At 71.5% G+C, this 18,381-nt stretch carries 21 protein-coding genes; 8 read left to right on the top strand and 13 right to left on the bottom strand.

What is annotated here, in order from left to right:
- Window positions 1-32 precede the first annotated feature (32 nt).
- Both mutL and ACWH43_RS17585 read left to right on the top strand, forming a co-directional pair.
- Window positions 33-1,850 carry a DNA mismatch repair endonuclease MutL gene (gene mutL, locus ACWH43_RS17590; protein WP_158444101.1) on the top strand — a complete coding sequence of 606 codons (1,818 nt, stop codon included), beginning with the start codon at window positions 33-35 and terminating at the stop codon, window positions 1,848-1,850.
- Window positions 1,851-2,112: 262 nt separating this feature from the next.
- Window positions 2,113-2,592 carry a VOC family protein gene (locus ACWH43_RS17585; RefSeq protein WP_158444102.1) on the top strand — a complete coding sequence of 160 codons (480 nt, stop codon included), beginning with the start codon at window positions 2,113-2,115 and terminating at the stop codon, window positions 2,590-2,592.
- 18 nt (window positions 2,593-2,610) lie between these two features.
- Here the strand turns inward: ACWH43_RS17585 and rsmD are convergent, their stop codons facing one another.
- Window positions 2,611-3,171 (bottom strand): 16S rRNA (guanine(966)-N(2))-methyltransferase RsmD, encoded by a 561-nt coding sequence (gene rsmD / locus ACWH43_RS17580; RefSeq protein ID WP_158444103.1) that lies wholly within the window; start codon window positions 3,169-3,171, stop codon window positions 2,611-2,613.
- A 3-nt stretch (window positions 3,172-3,174) separates the two neighbouring features.
- Window positions 3,175-4,662, bottom strand: a complete 1,488-nt coding sequence (locus ACWH43_RS17575) for a pseudouridine synthase (RefSeq protein ID WP_260348168.1) — start codon at window positions 4,660-4,662, stop codon at window positions 3,175-3,177.
- Window positions 4,663-4,695: 33 nt separating this feature from the next.
- Between ACWH43_RS17575 and ACWH43_RS17570 the strand changes: the two genes are divergently transcribed.
- Window positions 4,696-5,289 carry a hypothetical protein gene (locus ACWH43_RS17570; RefSeq protein ID WP_158477017.1) on the top strand — a complete coding sequence of 198 codons (594 nt, stop codon included), beginning with the start codon at window positions 4,696-4,698 and terminating at the stop codon, window positions 5,287-5,289.
- 111 nt (window positions 5,290-5,400) lie between these two features.
- Window positions 5,401-5,865: a nucleoside deaminase gene (locus tag ACWH43_RS17565; RefSeq protein WP_158444104.1), complete on the top strand. Its 465-nt coding sequence runs from the start codon at window positions 5,401-5,403 to the stop codon at window positions 5,863-5,865.
- Between the two features lie 28 nt (window positions 5,866-5,893).
- Here the strand turns inward: ACWH43_RS17565 and ACWH43_RS17560 are convergent, their stop codons facing one another.
- Both ACWH43_RS17560 and ACWH43_RS17555 read right to left on the bottom strand, forming a co-directional pair.
- Entirely contained in the window at window positions 5,894-6,145 is a 252-nt protein-coding gene (locus tag ACWH43_RS17560; protein ID WP_158444105.1) for a hypothetical protein, read from the bottom strand.
- A gap of 102 nt (window positions 6,146-6,247) precedes the next feature.
- On the bottom strand, window positions 6,248-6,991 hold the full coding sequence (locus ACWH43_RS17555) for a sulfite exporter TauE/SafE family protein (protein ID WP_158444106.1): 744 nt from the start codon (window positions 6,989-6,991) through the stop codon (window positions 6,248-6,250).
- Between the two features lie 105 nt (window positions 6,992-7,096).
- Between ACWH43_RS17555 and ACWH43_RS17550 the strand changes: the two genes are divergently transcribed.
- Window positions 7,097-7,858 carry an ArsR/SmtB family transcription factor gene (locus ACWH43_RS17550; protein WP_158444107.1) on the top strand — a complete coding sequence of 254 codons (762 nt, stop codon included), beginning with the start codon at window positions 7,097-7,099 and terminating at the stop codon, window positions 7,856-7,858.
- Here ACWH43_RS17550 and ACWH43_RS17545 read toward each other — a convergent pair.
- From ACWH43_RS17545 to purD, 3 genes are read right to left on the bottom strand one after another with little or no spacing between them, the layout of a single operon-like run.
- Complete coding sequence (locus ACWH43_RS17545; RefSeq protein WP_158444108.1) at window positions 7,818-8,696, bottom strand: patatin-like phospholipase family protein; 879 nt, start codon at window positions 8,694-8,696, stop codon at window positions 7,818-7,820. The genes ACWH43_RS17550 and ACWH43_RS17545 overlap by 41 nt on opposite strands.
- A 27-nt stretch (window positions 8,697-8,723) precedes the next feature.
- Window positions 8,724-9,638 carry an alpha/beta fold hydrolase gene (locus ACWH43_RS17540; protein ID WP_448153562.1) on the bottom strand — a complete coding sequence of 305 codons (915 nt, stop codon included), beginning with the start codon at window positions 9,636-9,638 and terminating at the stop codon, window positions 8,724-8,726.
- Between the two features lie 32 nt (window positions 9,639-9,670).
- Window positions 9,671-10,948: a phosphoribosylamine--glycine ligase gene (purD, locus tag ACWH43_RS17535; RefSeq protein WP_158444110.1), complete on the bottom strand. Its 1,278-nt coding sequence runs from the start codon at window positions 10,946-10,948 to the stop codon at window positions 9,671-9,673.
- Between the two features lie 93 nt (window positions 10,949-11,041).
- On the opposite strand from purD, the gene xseA reads away from it, so the two are divergent.
- Together xseA and ACWH43_RS17525 are read left to right on the top strand one after the other, a co-directional pair.
- Window positions 11,042-12,397 carry an exodeoxyribonuclease VII large subunit gene (gene xseA / locus ACWH43_RS17530; protein WP_448153561.1) on the top strand — a complete coding sequence of 452 codons (1,356 nt, stop codon included), beginning with the start codon at window positions 11,042-11,044 and terminating at the stop codon, window positions 12,395-12,397.
- 23 nt (window positions 12,398-12,420) lie between these two features.
- The gene (locus ACWH43_RS17525; protein WP_448153560.1) at window positions 12,421-12,633 is read left to right on the top strand and encodes a hypothetical protein; all 213 of its coding nucleotides are present in this window, start codon (window positions 12,421-12,423) and stop codon (window positions 12,631-12,633) included.
- Between the two features lie 195 nt (window positions 12,634-12,828).
- On the opposite strand, the gene ACWH43_RS17520 is transcribed toward ACWH43_RS17525, so the two are convergent.
- Complete coding sequence (locus ACWH43_RS17520) at window positions 12,829-13,644, bottom strand: dienelactone hydrolase family protein (RefSeq protein ID WP_260348114.1); 816 nt, start codon at window positions 13,642-13,644, stop codon at window positions 12,829-12,831.
- Window positions 13,645-13,751: 107 nt separating this feature from the next.
- Here ACWH43_RS17520 and ACWH43_RS17515 point away from each other — a divergent pair, with 107 nt between their 5' ends.
- Window positions 13,752-13,973 carry a DUF2093 domain-containing protein gene (locus ACWH43_RS17515; protein ID WP_158444113.1) on the top strand — a complete coding sequence of 74 codons (222 nt, stop codon included), beginning with the start codon at window positions 13,752-13,754 and terminating at the stop codon, window positions 13,971-13,973.
- Here ACWH43_RS17515 and lpxK read toward each other — a convergent pair.
- The 5 genes from lpxK to ACWH43_RS17490 form a co-directional block, all read right to left on the bottom strand.
- Window positions 13,944-14,963, bottom strand: a complete 1,020-nt coding sequence (gene lpxK, locus ACWH43_RS17510; protein ID WP_158444114.1) for a tetraacyldisaccharide 4'-kinase — start codon at window positions 14,961-14,963, stop codon at window positions 13,944-13,946. The two genes, ACWH43_RS17515 and lpxK, sit on opposite strands and share 30 nt — an antisense overlap.
- Entirely contained in the window at window positions 14,963-16,267 is a 1,305-nt protein-coding gene (locus tag ACWH43_RS17505) for a 3-deoxy-D-manno-octulosonic acid transferase (RefSeq protein ID WP_158448206.1), read from the bottom strand. The genes lpxK and ACWH43_RS17505 overlap by 1 nt, the downstream gene beginning before the upstream one ends.
- A complete protein-coding gene (locus ACWH43_RS17500; RefSeq protein WP_158448207.1) occupies window positions 16,264-17,010 on the bottom strand; it encodes a lysophospholipid acyltransferase family protein in 747 nt (248 codons plus the stop codon). Before ACWH43_RS17500 ends, ACWH43_RS17505 begins: the two co-directional genes overlap by 4 nt.
- Window positions 17,011-17,146: 136 nt before the next feature.
- Complete coding sequence (locus tag ACWH43_RS17495) at window positions 17,147-17,383, bottom strand: DUF4170 domain-containing protein (RefSeq protein ID WP_158446928.1); 237 nt, start codon at window positions 17,381-17,383, stop codon at window positions 17,147-17,149.
- Window positions 17,384-17,469: 86 nt separating this feature from the next.
- Window positions 17,470-18,294, bottom strand: a complete 825-nt coding sequence (locus ACWH43_RS17490; protein ID WP_158448208.1) for a 3'(2'),5'-bisphosphate nucleotidase CysQ — start codon at window positions 18,292-18,294, stop codon at window positions 17,470-17,472.
- Window positions 18,295-18,381: the final 87 nt, after the last annotated feature.

Genomic DNA, 18,381 nt, shown 5'->3' with positions numbered 1-18,381 from the left:
CTAAGCTTCGGGCAGGAGAATCGTCTGCGACCATGACCGTCCGCCGCCTCGACCCCGTCCTCGTCGACCGCATCGCCGCCGGCGAGGTGATCGAGCGGCCGGCCGCGGCCGTGAAGGAACTGGTCGAGAACGCCATCGACGCCGGCGCGCGCTCGGTCGCGGTCACCATCGCCGGCGGCGGGCGCGAACTGATCCGCGTCGTCGACGACGGCGCCGGCATGACGCCGGAGGACCTGGCTCTTGCCGTCGAGCGCCACGCCACCTCGAAATTGCCCGACGGCGACCTCTTCGCCATCGGCACATTGGGGTTTCGCGGCGAGGCGCTGCCTTCGATCGGCTCGGTCGCGCGGCTTTCGATCGCGACCCGCCGCCGCGATGCCGAGCAAGGCTGCGGCCTCGTCGTCGAGGCGGGCGAGAAGGGCGTCGTCCGCCCCGTCGCTGCGGCCCCCGGCACGCGCATCGAGGTCAGCGACCTTTTCGTCTTCACCCCGGCGCGGCTCAAATTCCTGAAGAGCGACCGGGCCGAGGCGCAGGCCGTCTCGGAGATGCTGCGGCGCCTCGCCATCGCCCATCCCGAGATCCGCTTCTCGCTCGAAGGCGAGCATGCCGGCCATTTCGACTGGCCGGCCGAGCCGATCGGCGAGGAGGGCCTGCTGCGCCGGCTCGGCCGGGCGCTCGGCCGCGACTTTCCCGAAAACGCGCTCAGGATCGACGCCGAGCGCGAGGGCTTCCGCATTTCCGGCTTCGCCGGCCTGCCGACCTTCCATCGCGGCACCTCGGCCGGCGTCCACATGTCGGTCAATGGCCGGCCGGTACGCGACAAGCTGCTCCTCTCGGCGGTGCGCGGCGCCTATGCCGATGTCGTGCCCTCCGACCGCCATCCGGTGCTCTTCCTCGACATCGGCTGCGATCCGCGCTCGGTCGACGTCAATGTCCATCCGGCCAAGAGCGAGGTGCGTTTCCGCGACCCGGCGCTGGTGCGCGGCCTCGTCGTCTCGGGGCTGAAGGCCGCGCTCGCCGCAGCCGGCCACCGCGCCACCACGACGGGCGGCGCCCGCACGCTTGACGCCTTCCGCGCCGTGCTCTCGATGGCTGGCAGCGGCAACGCGATCCCGCGCCCGGCCTTTCCGGAAACCGCCAATTGGAGCGCCCCGCCTTCGGCCTCCTTCGGGGCCGCGCAGGCCGGCTTCTCGGATTTCGCCGCCTCCTCGGCCGAAGCCCGCGCCCATCTGGCCGAGCCGGCGCCGGACGCGCTCGACCGGCCGCTCGGCGCCGCCCGCGCTCAGCTCCACGAGACCTATATCGTCGCCCAGACCCGCGAGGGCGTGGTCATCGTCGACCAGCACGCCGCCCATGAGCGGCTGGTCTATGAGCGGCTGAAAGCCGAGCGCGCCCGTTCCGGCATCGCCCGCCAGCCGCTGCTGCTGCCGGAAGTCGTCGAGCTCGATCCCGTCGATGCCGATCGTCTCAACGCGGCGGCGGGCGAGCTCGAAGGCCTCGGCCTCGTCCTCGAGCCCTTCGGGCCCGGCGCGGTGCTGGTGCGCGAGGCGCCGAGCCAGCTCGCCGGCGGCAATCTCCAGCGCCTCGTCCGCGACGTCGCCGACGCGCTGGCCGAGCACGGCCAAATCTCTTCAGCTCCCGGTTCGCTGGAGCGCCGGCTCGACCATGTGCTGGCGACGATGGCCTGCCACAACTCGGTCCGCGCCGGCCGGCGCATGCGGCCCGAGGAGATGGATGCGCTGCTGCGCGAGATGGAGGTCACGCCCAATTCCGGCCAGTGCAACCATGGCCGGCCGACCTATGTCGAGCTGAAGCTCGCCGATATCGAGCGGCTGTTCGGGCGGCGCTAGATCATCGCGCGCCGTTCCGGACGCGGTAACGATGGCCTATCTCGTTGCGGGTGCACCGGGTTTTTCCGAAAAGCGGATTCCAGTTCTCGGTTCGATGCCCTGGCGCCATTTACCCTAGCGCCATCATAGATACGATGATATCAACCTTTCATGCTTCTCGATGGAACGTCGCAGGCGATTGCGCATTCCATGAGCATGCTCAGGCAAGCCGAACGCCGCTCTGGTTGCGGACGGCCGGAGCCGAACCGCGAAGGAACGAGCCATGGCGACGCCCAAGAACACGATCTGCGTCTGGTACGAGAAGGATGCCGAAGCCGCCGCCCGCTTCTATGCCGAGACCTTCCCCGACAGTGCGGTGGGCGCCGTTCACCACGCCCCGGCCGACTTCCCCTCCGGCAAGGCGGGCGATGCGCTGGTCGTCCATTTCACCGTCGCGGGCATCCCCTGCATCGGCCTCAATGGCGGGCCGGCTTTCCGGCAGAGCGAGGCCTTCTCCTTTCAGATCGCGACCGACGACCAGGCGGAGACCGACCGCTACTGGAACGCGATCGTCGGCAATGGCGGCCAGGAAAGCGCCTGCGGCTGGTGCAAGGACAGATGGGGCGTCAACTGGCAGATCACCCCGCGGGTGCTGACCGAAGCCCTGGCGGCCGGCGGCGAGGAGGCCAGGCGCGCCTTCACCGCGATGATGGGGATGCGCAGGATCGACGTGGCCGCGATCGAGGCGGCGCGGAAAGGGTGATGGGCGGGCGCGCCGTCTTCACGCCGCCCGCAGGATCGTCACCAGCGTCTCGCCATAGGCGCGCCGCTCCAGCTCCGCGAAGCCGTCCGGCAGCGCGATCTCGGCATCGGCCGCCTCTTCCAGCATGACAAGCGCGTCCTTCTCCAGCCAGCCGCCGGCGCGGGCGGAGGCGAGCGCCTTCTCGCCGAGCCCCTTGCGATAGGGCGGGTCGCAGAAGACGAGGCTAAACGGCGCCATGCCGGTGATCGGGCCGAGCTTCGTGGCGTCGCGCCGGAAGATGCGGCTGAAGCCGGCAAGCCCGAGCGCCATCTGGTTCTCGCGGATCAGGCCGCGTGCCTCGGTTCCGTCATCGACGAGGAGGGCGAAGCCCGCCCCGCGCGAGAGCGCCTCGAAGCCGAGCGCGCCGGTGCCGGCGAAGAGATCGAGCACGCGCGCACCCTCGACCGCGTCGCCATAGGCATGGGCGAGCACGTTGAACAGCGATTCGCGCAGCCGGTCCGAGGTCGGCCTGATGCTGCCGATCCCCGGTTTCGGGCTGGCGAGCGAGCGCCCGCCCAGTCGTCCGCCGACGATCCGCATGGCTCAGCCGCGCTTGCCGCGCGGGCCGCCGGGGCGAGGGCCCTTGCCGCCCGGACGGCTGCCGCCGGGTTTGCCGCCCGGGCGTCCGCCGAAAGGCTTGTCGCCGAAGCCGCGGCCCCGCGGCCTGTCGCCGGCCGGCCGCTCGCCGAAGCGGCGAGCGGGGCGCTCCGCGCCGTCGCGGGGCGCGCGCTCGGAGCGTTCGCCGCGGGGCGCGCGGTCCTGCCAGGGGCGCTCATCGGCGCGATCGCGGCCGCCGGCTTCGTCGCGCGGGCGCCGGGCCGGCCTTTCGCCGACGCTGCGCACGGGCGGGCGCGATAGGCGGGTCTCGCCGCTGCCGCGCTCATTGCGGGGCTTGCGGTCCGGCCTGCGCCGGCTCTCCGGCTCGGCGGCTTCTTCGCGCGCAGGGGCGCTGATGCGCTCGACCAGCACGCGCCGGCCCTTGGGATCGGCGATGGCCTTGTCGCGCTTGCGCTCGACCGCGCCGGTCGCCTCGCGGACCTCGCGCTCGACGCGCGGATCGGCGCCGCGGCGCGGCGGCGCCTTCCGGACGCGCTGCGGCTCGGTCTCGGCGTCGCGCCAGACGCCGCGATTCCAGGACTTGTCGCCGCGCAGTTCGCGCACCGCTTCGCGCTTCGTCTCATGCGCTTCGTCGCCGGCCTCGCGCCGCCGGCGCGGACGATCCTCGGCCGCCGGCGCACGGCGCGGCGCGCTCGGCAGAGCGTCGCGGCGCGGCGCCTCGAAATCGGCGCCCGCCCTGGCCGCGAGCTCTGTGCCGAGCTGGTCCTGCAGCACGCGCGAGCGGACCTCTTCGACCTCGCCTTCCTCGATGTCGCCGAGCTGGAACGGGCCGAAGGAGATGCGGATCAGCCGGTTCACCGCGAGCCCGAGATGCTCGAGGATGGTCTTGACCTCGCGGTTCTTGCCCTCGCGCAGATCGACCGTCAGCCAGGTGTTGAAGCCCTGCTGGCGCTCGAAGCGGGCGATGACCGGGCCGTAATGCACCCCATCGATCTCGACGCCGTCCTTCACGGTGTCGAGCTTGTCCTGCGTCACCTCGCCGAAGGCGCGCACGCGGTAGCGCCTGAGCCAGCCGGTCTCCGGCAGCTCCAGAACCCGCGCCAGCCCGCCATCGTTGGTCAGCAGCAGCAGGCCCTCGGTGTTGATGTCGAGCCGGCCGATCGAGAGCACGCGCGGCAGATCCTCCGGCAGCGCCTCGAACACGGTCGGGCGGCCTTCCGGATCGTGGTTTGTGGTCACCAGGCCGCGCGGCTTGTGGTAGAGCCAGAGCCGGGTGCGCTCGCGCGCCGGCAGGGGCTCGCCATCGACCAGCACGACGTCAGTCGGCTTCACATCGAAGGCCGGGCTGTCCAGCACCGTGCCGTTCACGCTGACGCGGCCTTCCGCGATCATCGCCTCGCTGTCGCGGCGCGAGGCGACGCCCGCCCGCGCCATCACCTTGGCGATGCGCTCCGGCTCCTGCGCCGCGATCAGCTTGCCCTCGGCGGGGGCTTCCTCGCGGGCACGATGTGGCCGCTCGCTGCGCTCGGCCCGCTGCGGCCGGGGACGCGCGAAGCGCCTCTCGCCGTCGCCGGCTTCGTGACGGCGGGGCGGCCGGCCAAAGCCGCCACCTGCCGGTCGTTCCGCCCGTTCAGCGCCCTCGGGACGCTCACGGAAGACACGCTCGCCGCCGCGCTCGCTGCGACGGGGACGCTCCTCGCCGCTCCTTTCGCGGAAGGGGCGGCCTTCGCCTTCGGGCTTGAATCGTGCCGGCCTTTCGCCGTCAGCCCGGCGCGGACGCGGGGCGCTGCCCTCAGTCGGCTTGCTGAAACGGCGGACAAGGCGCTCCTCGCCCTCGGAATGGCCGCGGAAGGAGCGGCGCTCGCCGGCTTCGCGAAAGCCCTTGCGTTCGCCGCGGGCTTCACCATCGCGTCCGCCGAAGCTGCGCCCGCCCGGGCTCTTGCTTCCCGGCCCTCGGCTTCCGGCGCCCTTGCTTCCGGGACCCTTGCTTCCGGGACCCTTGCCGCCGAAGCCTCGGCCGCCGCCACGGCTGCCGGCGCCGCCGCCCTTGCCCGGGCCGCGGCTTCTGTTGTTGTCGTCGTCTTTCATGACTGCTCCTGAGCCGGCCGAGCACATCCGCTTTGCGGGAAAGGCCTGGCTCGCTTATTCGCTATAACCGGCGCTTGTAGCAGAGGCTTTTCCTCGCCGCGAGCACCAAAGCAGGGGTTCTCGATGCCGCAGCCGCAACCATCCTCCGCCATCGACGCCATGGCGCTGGCCTTCGACGAGGCGAAGGCGGCGGCGGCGCGCGGCGAGGTGCCGGTCGGCGCGGTCGTGATGCGCGAGGGCGCGGTGCTGGCCCGGGCCGGCAACCGCACGCTGGAGCTCAGGGACCCGACCGCCCATGCCGAGATGCTGGCGCTGCGGCTGGCCTGCGAGGCGATCGGCAGCGAGCGATTGATCGGCTGCGACCTCTACGTCACGCTCGAGCCCTGCCCGATGTGCGCGGCGGCGATCTCGTTTTCCCGCATCCGGCGGCTCTATTTCGGGGCGGGCGATCCGAAGGGCGGCGCGGTCGAGAACGGCGTCAGGCTCTATGACAGCCCGACCTGCCACCATGTGCCGGAAGTCTATGGCGGGCTGCGCGAGAGCGAGGCGGCGGCGCTGCTGCGGGACTTCTTCCGCGAGCGGCGCTGAATGACGGAGAGTTTGCGCGCAGCTCGGGTCAGGTATCCGACGAGGTGATGCCGAATTTCTGCGCGAGCTGGGCCCGGTCCATGCAGGAGACGTCGTAGGTCACCTGCCGGCCCTTGAGTTCCGGGCGCCTGGCGAATTCCTTGGTCATGGTGTGGGTGATGGCATCGATGCGCGTCTCGCAGGCCTGCGCGGTGGTGAAGCCCATCTCGCTGATCCGCGATGTGGTGCAGTGCGGCTCGCCCGAGACGCAGGCCATGATGACCATGGTGAAGACATCCATGCGGAATGCTCCTGTCGCTTCGGGTTGAGGCTGCGCCGGTATGGTTAGCGAGCGGTTAACGGCAGGCGAGGCGACCCGGACAGCCAAGCAAGAGACGGGCCGTCAGGCAAGGCTGCGCCAGCAGAGATAGGCGCCGAGCGCCAGCAATCCTGTGAAGAAGCAGATCCTGAAGGCCGCGGGCGAGATGCGGTTGCGGACGAATTGCCCGGCGCCCATCCCGAGCAGGGCCGGGGCCAGCGCCAGGGCCGATTGCCAGGCGACCGTCAGGTTGAGCGCGCCGGCCCCGATCAGCCCGAGGGAGAGGGCGAGCGTCGAGACGATGAAGGAGATGCCGAGCGCCTGCACCAGCTCCTCCTTGTCGAAGCCGAGCGCCTGCAGATAGGGCACCGCCGGCAGCACGAAGACGCCGGTCGCGGCGGTGACGACGCCGGTCGCGAAGCCGACGGCCGGGCCGAGCCAGCCCTCCCAGCCGGCGGGCACGCGCAGCTTCGCCGCCTTGAGGCCGACGGCCGCGTAGAGGATCAGCGCCGCGCCGAGCCAGAGCGTCGCCGTGCCGTCCTTCTCCTGCTGGAGCAGCCCGGCGCCGGCCCAGGTGCCGAGGCAGATGGCGAGCAGCATCGGCCAGAGCCGGCGCAAGGTCGCGGCGAGCTTCGGTCCCGTCGCGATCTGCCAGCCATTGGTGACGAGGTTGGGCACGACCAGCAGGGCCGCCGCCTGCGCCGGGGCCATGACGACGCCGAGGATGCCGACCGCGATGGTCGGCAGCCCGAGCCCGATGACGCCCTTGACGAAGCCGGCGAGCACGAAGGTCGCGGTGACGAAGAGAAGCAGAGCCGTGTTGTCCATGTCCCGCTTCTGGCATCGCCATGCCCGCCTGTCGCCGGTCGATGCTACGGCCGTCACCGTAGCGTCCCCGCTTGCGATAGCGCACCGGCGGCGCATCATGCAGCCATGAGCACGCCGAACAGCTATTCCGGTCCCTATCTCGCGGAGATCGCCCATCTGATGGGCGATCCGGCCCGCGCCAACATGCTGCACGCGCTGATGGACGGCCGCGCGCTGACGGCGAAGGAGCTCGCCTGGCTCGCCGGCGTCGCACCGCAGACGGCGAGCGGCCATCTCGCCAAGCTGATGCAGGGCGGGCTGCTCGCGGTCGCGGCGCAGGGCCGCCATCGCTATTACCGCCTCGCCGGGCCGGAGGTTGCGCAGGCCCTCGAAGGGCTGATGGTGCTGGCGAACAGGGAGGGCAGCGGGCGCCGCCTGCCGTCCCGAGTCGGGGCGGAACTGAGCTTCGCCCGCACCTGCTACGACCATTTCGCCGGCAAGCTCGGCATCGCCATCCATGACGCGCTGATGGCGGGCGGCCACCTCGCCGTCAGCGAGGGCGGCTATGCCCTGACCGCCTCCGGCAAGGCGATCTTCGTCGCGCTGGGTGTCGATCCCGACCAGAGCGGCAGGAGCCGCCGCGCGGCCCTGCGCCCCTGTCTCGACTGGAGCGAGCGCCGGCCGCATCTCGCCGGCCATCTCGCCGCCGCGCTCGCCTGCCGCTGCTTCGAGATGGGCTGGACGCGCCGCCGCAAGGACAGCCGCGCCGTGACGCTGACCGGGGAGGGGCGCTCGGTGCTGGAAGCGGCCTTGCCCGGCTTCCGCTGCGATGCGCCGGAACCGGCCGTCACCCCGTCGCGGCGAGAGCCCGCTCCAGCGCCCGCTTGACCTCGTCCTTGACCGGCTCGGCTGCGGCGAGGATCGCTTTCGCCTTGAAGAAGTCGAGCCCGCCGACGCCGTCGAGCCCGCTGCGGATCAGGATGTCGGGCGGCTGCCGCTCGACCATGCGCTGCACCAGCGTGCGCGTCAGGATCTGCGAGGCGCCGACGATCGCCTCCATCGCGCCCGGCACGCGGCCGTCGCTCGCGGCGACGGGCGCCGCGCTGACATCGACCGCCAGCACGATCCGGCCGGGCGCCATCAATCGCTCATAGGGCAGGGGGTTGATCGCCCCGCCGTCGATCAGCACATGGCCGCCGAGCGCGACCGGCCGCACCAGTCCCGGAATCGCGAGCGAGGCGGCGACCGCCGGGGTCAAAGGCCCTTGCGACAGCGTGACCTCGACATGGCGGTGGTAGTCGGCCGCCGTGGCGCTGAAGGGAATGGCGAGCTCCTCGAAACGGTCGGGCACCGCCTCCGGCCAGAACAGGTCGAGCAGGCGCTCGCCATCGATCAAGGCCGGGTTGCCGAGGCCGCGCACGAGATCGGCGATCTTGCCGATGCGGGCATCGAGCAACCTCGCCACGACCCGCGGCCGATCCCGGAAGCTGGCGAGGACGTGCTCGCGCAGTTCGGCGCCCGAAAGCCCGGCGGCATAGGCGGCGCCGATGATCGCGCCGATCGAGCAGCCTGAAATCGCCGCGGGCTTGAGGCCGAGCTCGTCGAGCGCTTCGAGAACGGGAATCTGGCTCAGGCCCCGCGCCCCGCCGGCGCCGAGCACCAGCGCGACCTCGCCCGTGAACGTTTTGGGCGCGGATCGGGACGCGATTGGACGGCGCGGTGACATCAGCCGAATCTGGGCCTTGCCGCCTTCTCAGGCAAGCGGCTGCGCCAGGAAGGGCTTCAGCGCGGCGAGCGTCGCCTGCGGGTTCTCCTCCGGCAGGAAATGGCCGCTCTCGATCGCCTGCCCCTGCGCCTGCGGCGCAAAGCTCTCGCGCCAGATTTCGAGGGGGCTCGCGCCCTTGGCCGGAATGCCGGCCTCGCCCCACAGGATCAGGGTCGGGCAGAGGATGCGCTTGCCGGCGGCGAGATCGGCCTTGTCCTGCGCGACATCGGTGGTGGCGCCGGCCCGGTAGTCCTCGCAGGCCGCATGGATGCGGGAAGGGTCGCTGAACGAGTTGGCATAGGAGCGCAGCGCCAGCGGATCGAACAGGTCGAGCTTCTTGGCCCGGCTCCAGCTCGCGATGGTGTGGTCGAGCCAGCCGACGGGGTCGGCCTTGAGCAGGTTTTCCGGGGTCGGCTCGGGCTGGGCGAGGAAGGTCCAGTGATAGACCTGCATCGCGCGGGACGCATTCATGCCGTCCCACATCGAGACGGTCGGGATGATGTCGAGCAGGGCGAGCCGCTCGACCCGGCCGGGATGGTCGAGCGCCAGCCGATAAGCCACCCGCGCGCCGCGGTCGTGGCCGATCACCCCGAAGCGGAGATGGCCGAGCGCCTGCATCAGGGCGACGATGTCCTCGCCCATGCCGCGCTTCGTATAGGTCGCCGTTCCGCCGTCGCCATGCGGCGCCGCCGACCAGCCATAGCCGCGCAGATCCGGGCAGACGACAGTGTGGCTCCCGGCCAGCTCGGGCGCGATCCGGTGCCATTCGGCATGGGTCTGCGGAAAGCCGTGGATCAGCACGAGCGGGGGGCCTTCGCCGCCGACGCGGGCGAAGATCTTGCCGACCGGACCGTCGATCCAATGGGCCTTGAAGCCGGGAAACAGGCTGTCGATGTTGCTCATGCCGGGAGCATAACCCCGGCATGGGCGGGCTGTCAGCCTTGCTCGCGCTTCACCGCCTGCCAGCCGATGTCGCGGCGGCAGAAGCCTTCGGGCCAGTCGATCAGATCGACGCCCTGATAGGCTTTCGCCTGCGCCTCGCTCGCGCTCTTGCCCAGGCCGACGATGTTGAGCACGCGCCCGCCGCTGGCGACGAGATCGCCGTCCTTGAGCTTGGTGCCGGCATGGAAGACAAGCACGTCGTCGAGCGCTTCCGCCTTCTCGATGCCGCGGATGACGCTGCCGGTCTCCGGCTGGTTGGGATAGCCCCTGGCCGCGAGCACCACGGTCAGCGCCGTCTCGTCCTTCCAGCGCAGGTCGACGGCGCCGAGCACGCCGTCGCAGGCGGCGAGCAGCGCCGGCACGATGTCGCTCTGCAGCCGCGGCATCAGCACCTCGCATTCGGGGTCGCCGAAGCGGACATTGTACTCGATCAGCTTCGGCCCCTCGGCCGTGATCATCAGCCCGGCGAAGAGCACGCCCTGGAACGGCATGCCGCGCCTGGCCATGCCGGCGAGCGTCGGCCTGATGATCTCGTTCATGACGCGCCCTTCCATGGCGGGCGTCATCACCGGGGCGGGCGAATAGGCGCCCATGCCGCCGGTATTGGGGCCGGTGTCGCCGTCGCCGACGCGCTTGTGGTCCTGCGCCGAGGCGAGCGCCAGCGCATGGGCGCCGTCGCAGAGCGCGAAGAAGCTCGCCTCCTCGCCGATCATCCATTCCTCGATCACCACCTCGGCCCCGGCGCTGCCGAGCCCGCCCGCGAACATCATGTCGATCGCCGCGTTGGCCTGGTCGAGCGTCTCGGCCATCACCACGCCCTTGCCGGCGGCGAGCCCGTCGGCCTTGACCACGATCGGCGCGCCCTGCCTTGCGGCATAGGCCTTGGCGGTGTCGGCACTGGTGAAACGGCCGAAGGCGGCGGTCGGGATGGCGAACTGGGCGCAGAGCTCCTTGGTGAAGCCTTTCGAGCCTTCGAGCTGGGCGGCGGCCTTCGAGGGCCCGAAGACCTTGATGCCGGCCTCCCGCAGATCGTCGGCGATGCCGGCGACCAGCGGTCCCTCCGGGCCGACCACGACGAGGCCGATCCCCTGGAGCCGGCAGAAGGCGACGACGGCGGCATGGTCGGAGATGTCGACCGCGACGTTCTCGCCGCATTGCGCCGTGCCGGGGTTGCCGGGGGCGATGAAGAGCTTCTCGCAGAGCGAGGAGGCCGATATCGCCCAGGCGAGCGCATGTTCGCGGCCGCCCGAACCGATCAGAAGAATCTTCATGGCATCCTCTCTGCTCCGTCACCGGCGAAATAGCGGCCCGGCGCCCCGGCGGCAACGCTTCTTCCGGCAGCGCGGTCCCGCTATGGTCCGGCCATGAACAGCGAATCGACCCTGCCGGCCGGCAATGCGCCGGAATGGAGCGTCTCGGATCTCTCCGGCGCGCTGAAGCGCACCATCGAGGACGCCTTCGGCTTCGTGCGCGTGCGCGGCGAGATTTCCGGCTATCGCGGCCCGGTCGCCTCGGGCCATGTCTATTTTTCGCTGAAGGACACCAACGCCAAGATCGACGCGGTGATCTGGAAGGGCGTCTTCGGCCGGCTGAAGACGCGGCCGCAGGAAGGGCTGGAGGTCATCGCCACCGGCAAGATCACCACCTTCGCCGGCAAGTCGAGCTACCAGATCGTCATCGATTCGCTGGAGCCGGCCGGCATCGGCGCGCTGATGGCGCTGCTCGAGGAGCGCCGCCGGAAGCTCGCCGCGGAAGGGCTCTTCGCCGAGGAGCGCAAGCGGCCCATCCCCTATCTGCCGCGGGTGATCGGCGTTGTCACCTCGCCGACCGGCGCGGTCATCCGCGACATCCTGCACCGGCTGGAGGACCGCTTTCCCCGCCATGTCCTGGTCTGGCCGGTGCGCGTGCAGGGCGAGACCAGCGCGGCGGAGGTCGCCAACGCCATCGCCGGCTTCAATGCTCTGGCGCAAGCCGGGCGCATCCCGCGGCCGGACGTCATCATCGTCGCGCGCGGCGGCGGCTCGCTGGAAGACCTGATGAGCTTCAACGAGGAGATCGTCGTGCGCGCCGCCGCGGCCTCCGGGATTCCGCTGGTCTCGGCCGTCGGCCACGAGACCGATACGACGCTGATCGATTTCGCCGCCGATCTGCGGGCGCCGACGCCGACGGGCGCGGCCGAAAAAGTCGTGCCGGTGCGGGCCGAGCTGATGGGCTTCGTCGCCGATCTCGCCCGTCGCCACGACGGCGCCATGCGCCGCCTCTCGGACCGTCGCCGCAGCGACCTGCGCGCGCTGGCCCGCGCTCTGCCCGGGCCGGAGGCGGTGCTCTCCGGGCCGCGCCAGCGGCTCGACCTCGCCTCGACGCGGCTCGCCCCGGCGCTGGCCCGCAACGCGCGCGCCCACGAGCAGGCGCTGCAGGGCCTCGCCCGGCGCCTGGAGGCCCGCTCGCCCCGCATCGCGCTCGCCCGGCTGCGCGCCCAGCTCGACGGCTTCGCCCGCGTGCTGGCGGCGGCGCGCGGCAATGCGATCGCGAGCGAGCGCACCCGCATCGCCCATGCCCGCGACCGGCTGGCGACGCTGGAGCTGCGGGCCGGCAACGCCTTCGGCCAGAGCCTGATCCAGCGCCGCGAGCGGGGGGGCTGCTCGCCGACCGCGCCCTGCGCGCCTTCGGGCAGGGGCTGCACCGGCGCCGCGACCGCCTCGACTCGCTCTGGGCTCTGATCCGCTCGCTCGGTCCCGAGGCCGTGCTGGCGCGCGGCTATGCGCTGATCCGCGACGAGGGCGGCGCGCTCATCCGCAGCGTCGCGCAGGCGCAAGCCGGGCAGGCCCTGACGGTGCAGGTTGGCGACGGGCGCTTCGAGGCGGTGGTCCGCGGAGCGGGAGGAACCCCCTCGAAGCCGCAGCCTCGCCCGGCTCGCAGGGAGTTGCCGAAGTCGGCCCAGGGCGATTTGTTCTAGAGCATCGGACCGAAAAGTGGAATCCACTTTTCGGAAAAATCCGATGCGCCAGCAATGGGATAGATCATCGTTACCGCGTCCGAAAGGACGCGCGATGATCTAGGCGGTTGCCGGCAATCATCGGGCCCTCGTCCTGCGGGACGCGATCCCCGTCGGAATGGCTCCTCAGGATCTCGGAGACCGGACAGGAGAAAATCAAGGCGCCTTCAGGAAGGCGTCGACGCGCTTCAGCGCGTCCTCCCGCGCCGCCGGGTTGGTGCCGACCGTGACCTTGCCGGTGCCGCTGGCGGAATAGGCGATGTTCTCGCGCTCCTTCACCTCCAGCCTGGGATGGTCGAAATCGTGGACCGCCCCGGGATAGAGCACGAATTCGACCTTTTCGCCGCGCCCCTGCGCCGCCTTGGCGAGGTAGCTACACGGGCCGGCGGGGGTCCAGTCGTCGGCTTCGCCCATCAGGATCAGCAGCGGCACTCGTGCGGCGAAGCTCGGCGATTCCGACTGGGCCCGGCAGCTCGGATAGAAGGTGACGGCGCGCGTGAAGTCGGGCCGGCCATCGGCCGGGCGGCGATCCTTGCGGATGGCGGTGAGCACGCTCGAGCCGCCGCCGGCCCAGCCGAGCAGGGCGATGCGGCCCCCCCGGATGTCGTCGCGCTGCTGCAGCCAGATCCGGGCGGCGGCGGCGTCCGCGACGCGCTCGCGCCCGGCCCGCACCGTCAGATCCTTCACGCCGCATTGCGAGCCGAGCCCGCGCGAGCCGTAGCTGTCGGGCATCAGCACCGCGAAGCCTGCGGCGGCGAGCCGCTCGCCCCAGTCGGCATGGCGTAGCGAAAGCTTGCCTTGCTCGCGCCACAGACCGCCGCAACCATGCAGGGCGACGACGGCCGGAAACGGCCCCGTCCCCGGCGGCCGGAAGAAGACGCCGTCGAGATGGCCGCCATCCATGGGAATGGAGACGCGCTCATACCCGCCGGCCAGCGCGGCCGACGCCCAGAGCAGCGCGAGACTCAACACGTACGCCGACAGGCGCCCGATACTGGACATTCCCAACCTGAAGATTATCTCAGACCGGCGAGTATCCCGGCTTTCCGTTTCGCGTTCAATGATTTAATGCGGTTTCGATGAATATCAGCGAGCGTCTTCCCAGCCCCGCTCCCGAGGCGGTCGTCGATTACGGCCATGGCGAGTTCCGCGTGATCAAGCCCGGCGGCTTCGTGCGCTGCGCCGTCACCGGGGCGCCGATCCGTCTCGACGATCTGCGCTATTGGTCGGTCGAGTGGCAGGAGGCCTATGCCTCGCCGGAAGCCGCCCTGCTAAGGCTGCGGCGCGCCGGCCGCGCCTGAAGCCCCTTCCAGCAGCGTCTCGATCCGCTTCGGATCGTCGAAGACCAGCCTGACCGGCACCACGACGAGCCGCTGCCGCTCGGTTTCCGGCCAGAGCGAAGCGAGCTTGGTCATGTCCTTTTCGGTCGTGGCGACGAGCAGATTGCCCGAGCGGGCTTCCGCGATGATGCCGGCCACATCCGCCGCCGTATAGGCATAGTGGTCGCCAAAGGCGCGCTCGCTGGCCACATTCGCGCCGAGCGCTTCCAGCGTCGCCCGGAACTTCTCCGGCCGGCCGATGCCGGACAGCGCCACGATCTTCTGCCCGCGCAGCGCGTCGGCGGCCCGTGCCTCGGGCTCCAGCCGGCCGGCCAGCACCGCTTTGCCCTGCCTCCGGGCCGCTTCCGCGACGCGTTCCCCCGCTGCGCCCGCCCCGATCACGATGACCGCGTCGGTTCGTCCGAGCTGCCCCGCCAGTGGCGCCCGCAAGGGCCCCGCCGGCAGGCAGAGGCCGTTGCCGGTGCCGCTCGCGCCGTCGACGACGGCGAGCCGCAACCGCTTTTCCAATGCCGGGTTCTGCAAGCCGTCATCCATCACGATGACGCTCGCGCCATTGGCGCGGGCCAACGTCGCGCCGGCAATGCGGTCGCGGGAGACGATGGTGCGGGTGTGGCGCGCCATCAGCATCGCCTCGTCGCCGACATCGGCAGGATTATGCCGTGCCGGATCGACCTCGACCGGGCCGGGCAGGCGGCCGCCATAGCCGCGCATCAGCACGAAGGGCATCTCGCCGCGCGCTTTCAGCAGCCCGGCGAGCGTGATGGCGGTCGGCGTCTTGCCGGCCCCGCCCGCGATGAAATTGCCGACGCAGATCACCGGCACGCCGGCATCCGTGCCGGGCCTGCGCATGCGTCCGAGCGTGATGGCGCCGTAGACCCATCCGAGCGGGGAGAGGAGCCGGGCGAGCAGTCCCGGCCGGTCGCGCCACCAGAAGCGCGGGGCGTTGAGCATTAAGAGGCGCTCTCGCGCTGGCCCAGCGCGACGCGCATCAGCAGGGGCTCGATCGCATGCAGGGTGCGGTTGATCGCGCCGCCGAGCTCGGTCGCGGTGTGTCCGGCCGCGCGCGCCGCCTGCCGGGCGCTGGCCGGGTCGCTCAGCCAGCGATGCACCGCGCCGGCCAGCGCCTGCGCGTCGGCGACCGCGCGCGAGCCGCCGTCGCGGTCGAAGGCGGCGAAGATCTCGGCGTTGTTGTGGACATGGGGGCCGTGCAGCAGCGCGCAGCCGAGCTTGGCCGGCTCGATCGGGTTATGCCCGCCGATGCCCTCGACCAGCGAGCCGCCGAGGAAGGCGACCTGCGACAGCCGGTAGAGCAGGCCGAGCTCGTTCAGCGTATCGGCGACGTAGAACTCGACGTCGCGCTCGGGATTCTCGCCATTGGCCCGGCGTGCCGCCGCGACGTCGTTGGCCTGCGCCAGCGCCTCGATCTCGGGGCCGCGCTGCGGATGGCGGGGGGCGACGATGGTGAGCAGCTTCGGCAGATAGGGCTTCAGCGCCAGATGGGCGGAGAGCACGAGCTCGTCCTCGCCCGGATGGGTGCTGGCGGCGATCCAGACCGGGCGCCCGGTGGTCATGCCGTCGAGGATGGCGAGGGTGTCGGCGTCGGCCGGCGGGGCGGGCACGTCGAATTTGAGGTTGCCCGCGACGCTGACGCGCGGCGCGCCGAGCTGCGCCAGCCGCTCGGCATCGGCCTGCGACTGGGCGAGGCAGGCCTCGAAGCAGGAAAGCAGGAAGCGCGCGGCCTGGGGCCGCTTGTACCAGCGCGCGAAGGAGCGCTCCGACATCCGGCCGTTGACCATCACCACCGGCACGTTGCGGCGCTGCGCCTCGATCAGCAGGTTCGGCCAGATCTCGGATTCGCAGATCAGGCAGAGCTCGGGCTGCCAGTGCGCGAGGAAGCGGCGCATGTAGCGCGGCACGTCGAGCGGGAGATACTGGTGGATGGCGCCGGCCGGCAGCCGCGCCGCGAGCAGCCGCGCCGAGGTCACGGTGCCGGACGTCACCAGCACGGCCAGCCCGCGCTTCTGCAGCCTGGCGATCAGCGGCAGCAGGGTCACCGTCTCGCCGACGCTGGCGCCGTGCAGCCAGATGAGCGGGCGGTTCGGCCGCCTGACGCTGGCGAAGCCCCGCCGCTCGGCCAGCCTGTCCGGGTCCTCCTTGCCGCGGCGGCGGCGCCACTGCAGCAGCCCGGCGGCGACGGGTTCGAGCAGGGCGGTCGCCAGCCGGTAGCCGCGGATCAGGGCGCCCTTGCCGCTCATGCCGGCGTCCCGGCCGGCTGCCGGGCGGCTTGCAGCTCGCGCAGCCCGGCGCCGGGGTCGCGGCTGCCGACGAGCTCGTAGGCGCGGGCATGGACGGCGTCGAGGCTGGCCTGGACGGCGAGGCGCGCCGCTTCCTGCGTCTGCGGGTCGGCATCGCGCGCGACCGTGATCGGCTCGCCCACCACGATGGCGCAGCGCCCGAAAGGCAGGCCGATCGAGGCGCGGTCCCAACTGTTGAAGTCGATGCGCCGGCTCGTCACCACCGCGACGGCGCGGATCGGCCGGCCGGAGGCGCGCGCCAGCGAGACGATGCCCGGCCCGGCGATGCGGGCCTGCTTCGGGATATCGGCGGTCAGCACCATCGACTCGCCGGCGGCGAGCCGCTTCACCATGGCGAGGAAGGCGGCGGCGCCGCCCTTCTCGCGGATCTTCCGGCCGAGCGCGCCCGAGCCGCGGATCGCGCCGATGCCAAGCTCGCGCAGGGCGATGGCGTTGAAGCCGCCGTCGCCATGGCGGGAGACCAGCGAGGCGGCCGGCATCCAGTCCGGCCGCGCGAAGGGGATCATGATGTGCTGGCCGTGCCACATCGCATAGATGAGCGGCAGCTCCGGCCTGACCTGGTCGTAGATGTCGGCGGGCTCGAACACGATCCGGTTCGTCCGCCGCACCAGGCGCAGATAGCCGGCCAGCAGCCGGCCGAGCGTTTCCTGTGCCATGCGGGTCTTGAGGATCGAGAAACCCATTTGCCTCTGATCTTGCTTGCGGTCTCGGTTCAGGCCTTGGGCCGTCGCGCGCTTGCCGGGCGCGGTGACGGCGATCTGTCCCATTGTCGTCGCCTCGGATGGCTCCGACAGGCGGCTCCGGCTCCCCGGTTCGGCGCTATGCCGCCTCGGGGTCGAGCAGGCGGTGGAGATGGACGATGAAATAGCGCGTCTGGGCCTGGTCGACCGTCTGCTGGGCCTTGGCCTTCCAGGCCATATGGGCGCTGGCGTAGTTCGGGAAGATGCCGACGATATCGAGCTTCGACAGGTCCCTGAAGGTGATGCCGTCGAGCGAGTCGAGTTCGCCGCCGAAGACGAGGTGAAGAAGCTGCTTCTGGTTCGGTTCCGCGCTCATCGTTCTCTCCAGCAGGATAGCCCCGCGCCCCCATAAGCCATCCCGCGCGCGGGCGCGAGCGGGAGCGGCTCTCCGCGTTGAAAAATTCAGCCCGGCTGCGCCTGGGGGTGCAGTTGCGCCAGGGCGTCGAGCAGGGGCGCCGCGAGGGCGCCGGCGCTCGCCACCAGCATGCCGTGCACCGGCGCCGGCCGGTTGTAGGCGACGGGCGTGCCGTCGCCGCCGCTCAGGCGTCCGCCGGCCTCGCGCAGCACGAGATCGGCGGCGGCGAGGTCCCAGTCGCGCGCGTCGGGCGAGATCAGCCCGGCGTCGATGGTGCCGTCGGCGATGCGCGTCAGCCGCAGGGCCAGCGACGGGATCCTGCCGACGGGCTCGAAGGGCTGCACCCGCGCCAGCGCGTCGAGCATCGGCTTCGGCCCGGCGATCCGGGCGCCGGCGAGCTTCCCGAGCGCCGAGCTGCGGATGGTCTCGCCGTTGCGCCGCGCGCCGCCGCCGATGACGGCGGTATAGGTCGCGGCGCAGGCGGGGGCGTGGACGATGCCGAGGACCGGCGCGCCCTCGTCGAGCAGCGCCACGCAGACCGCCCAGTCCGGCGAGCCGCCGATATAGGCGCGCGTGCCGTCGATCGGGTCGACCACCCAGACGAAGCGGCGGGACAGGCGCTGCGCGTCGTCGACGGTTTCCTCGGACAGCCAGGCGGCCTCGGGAAGCAGCTCCGAGAGGCGTATGCGCAGGAAGGTGTCGACGCCGATATCGGCTTCCGTCACCGGCGAGCCGCCGCTCTTGGACCAGGTCCGCGCGGCGGTCTTCTCTCCCGGGCGGAACAGGTCGAGGGCGATGGCTCCGGCTTCGAGACAGCTCTCGCCCGCCGCCTTCAGCAGGTCGGCGGCGAGGGGTAGCGTGGATGCGCTCATGGCTTCCCTATCGACCGCGAATGCCGCGGTTTCAAGCCGAAAATGCGCCGGCGGATCGAAAGATTTCGTCAAGCATCACGCCGGAAA

The organism is Allobosea minatitlanensis (assembly GCF_964020775.1).
The sequence above is the reverse complement of the archived record's forward strand: the minus strand, read 5'-3'. Positions and strand labels throughout refer to the sequence as shown.

Bases quoted from the DNA above. Each gene is read 5' to 3' on its own strand.
- mutL (WP_158444101.1), top strand. From the start codon at position 33: ATGACCGTCCGCCGCCTCGACCCCGTCCTCGTCGACCGCATCGCCGCC.
- ACWH43_RS17585 (WP_158444102.1), top strand. From the start codon at position 2,113: ATGGCGACGCCCAAGAACACGATCTGCGTCTGGTACGAGAAGGATGCC.
- rsmD (WP_158444103.1), bottom strand. From the start codon at position 3,171: ATGCGGATCGTCGGCGGACGACTGGGCGGGCGCTCGCTCGCCAGCCCG.
- ACWH43_RS17570 (WP_158477017.1), top strand. From the start codon at position 4,696: ATGTGGCCGCTCGCTGCGCTCGGCCCGCTGCGGCCGGGGACGCGCGAA.
- ACWH43_RS17565 (WP_158444104.1), top strand. From the start codon at position 5,401: ATGCCGCAGCCGCAACCATCCTCCGCCATCGACGCCATGGCGCTGGCC.
- ACWH43_RS17560 (WP_158444105.1), bottom strand. From the start codon at position 6,145: ATGGATGTCTTCACCATGGTCATCATGGCCTGCGTCTCGGGCGAGCCG.
- ACWH43_RS17555 (WP_158444106.1), bottom strand. From the start codon at position 6,991: ATGGACAACACGGCTCTGCTTCTCTTCGTCACCGCGACCTTCGTGCTC.
- ACWH43_RS17550 (WP_158444107.1), top strand. From the start codon at position 7,097: ATGAGCACGCCGAACAGCTATTCCGGTCCCTATCTCGCGGAGATCGCC.
- ACWH43_RS17545 (WP_158444108.1), bottom strand. From the start codon at position 8,696: ATGTCACCGCGCCGTCCAATCGCGTCCCGATCCGCGCCCAAAACGTTC.
- ACWH43_RS17540 (WP_448153562.1), bottom strand. From the start codon at position 9,638: ATGAGCAACATCGACAGCCTGTTTCCCGGCTTCAAGGCCCATTGGATC.
- purD (WP_158444110.1), bottom strand. From the start codon at position 10,948: ATGAAGATTCTTCTGATCGGTTCGGGCGGCCGCGAACATGCGCTCGCC.
- xseA (WP_448153561.1), top strand. From the start codon at position 11,042: ATGAACAGCGAATCGACCCTGCCGGCCGGCAATGCGCCGGAATGGAGC.
- ACWH43_RS17515 (WP_158444113.1), top strand. From the start codon at position 13,752: ATGAATATCAGCGAGCGTCTTCCCAGCCCCGCTCCCGAGGCGGTCGTC.
- lpxK (WP_158444114.1), bottom strand. From the start codon at position 14,963: ATGCTCAACGCCCCGCGCTTCTGGTGGCGCGACCGGCCGGGACTGCTC.
- ACWH43_RS17505 (WP_158448206.1), bottom strand. From the start codon at position 16,267: ATGAGCGGCAAGGGCGCCCTGATCCGCGGCTACCGGCTGGCGACCGCC.
- ACWH43_RS17500 (WP_158448207.1), bottom strand. From the start codon at position 17,010: ATGGGTTTCTCGATCCTCAAGACCCGCATGGCACAGGAAACGCTCGGC.
- ACWH43_RS17495 (WP_158446928.1), bottom strand. From the start codon at position 17,383: ATGAGCGCGGAACCGAACCAGAAGCAGCTTCTTCACCTCGTCTTCGGC.
- ACWH43_RS17490 (WP_158448208.1), bottom strand. From the start codon at position 18,294: ATGAGCGCATCCACGCTACCCCTCGCCGCCGACCTGCTGAAGGCGGCG.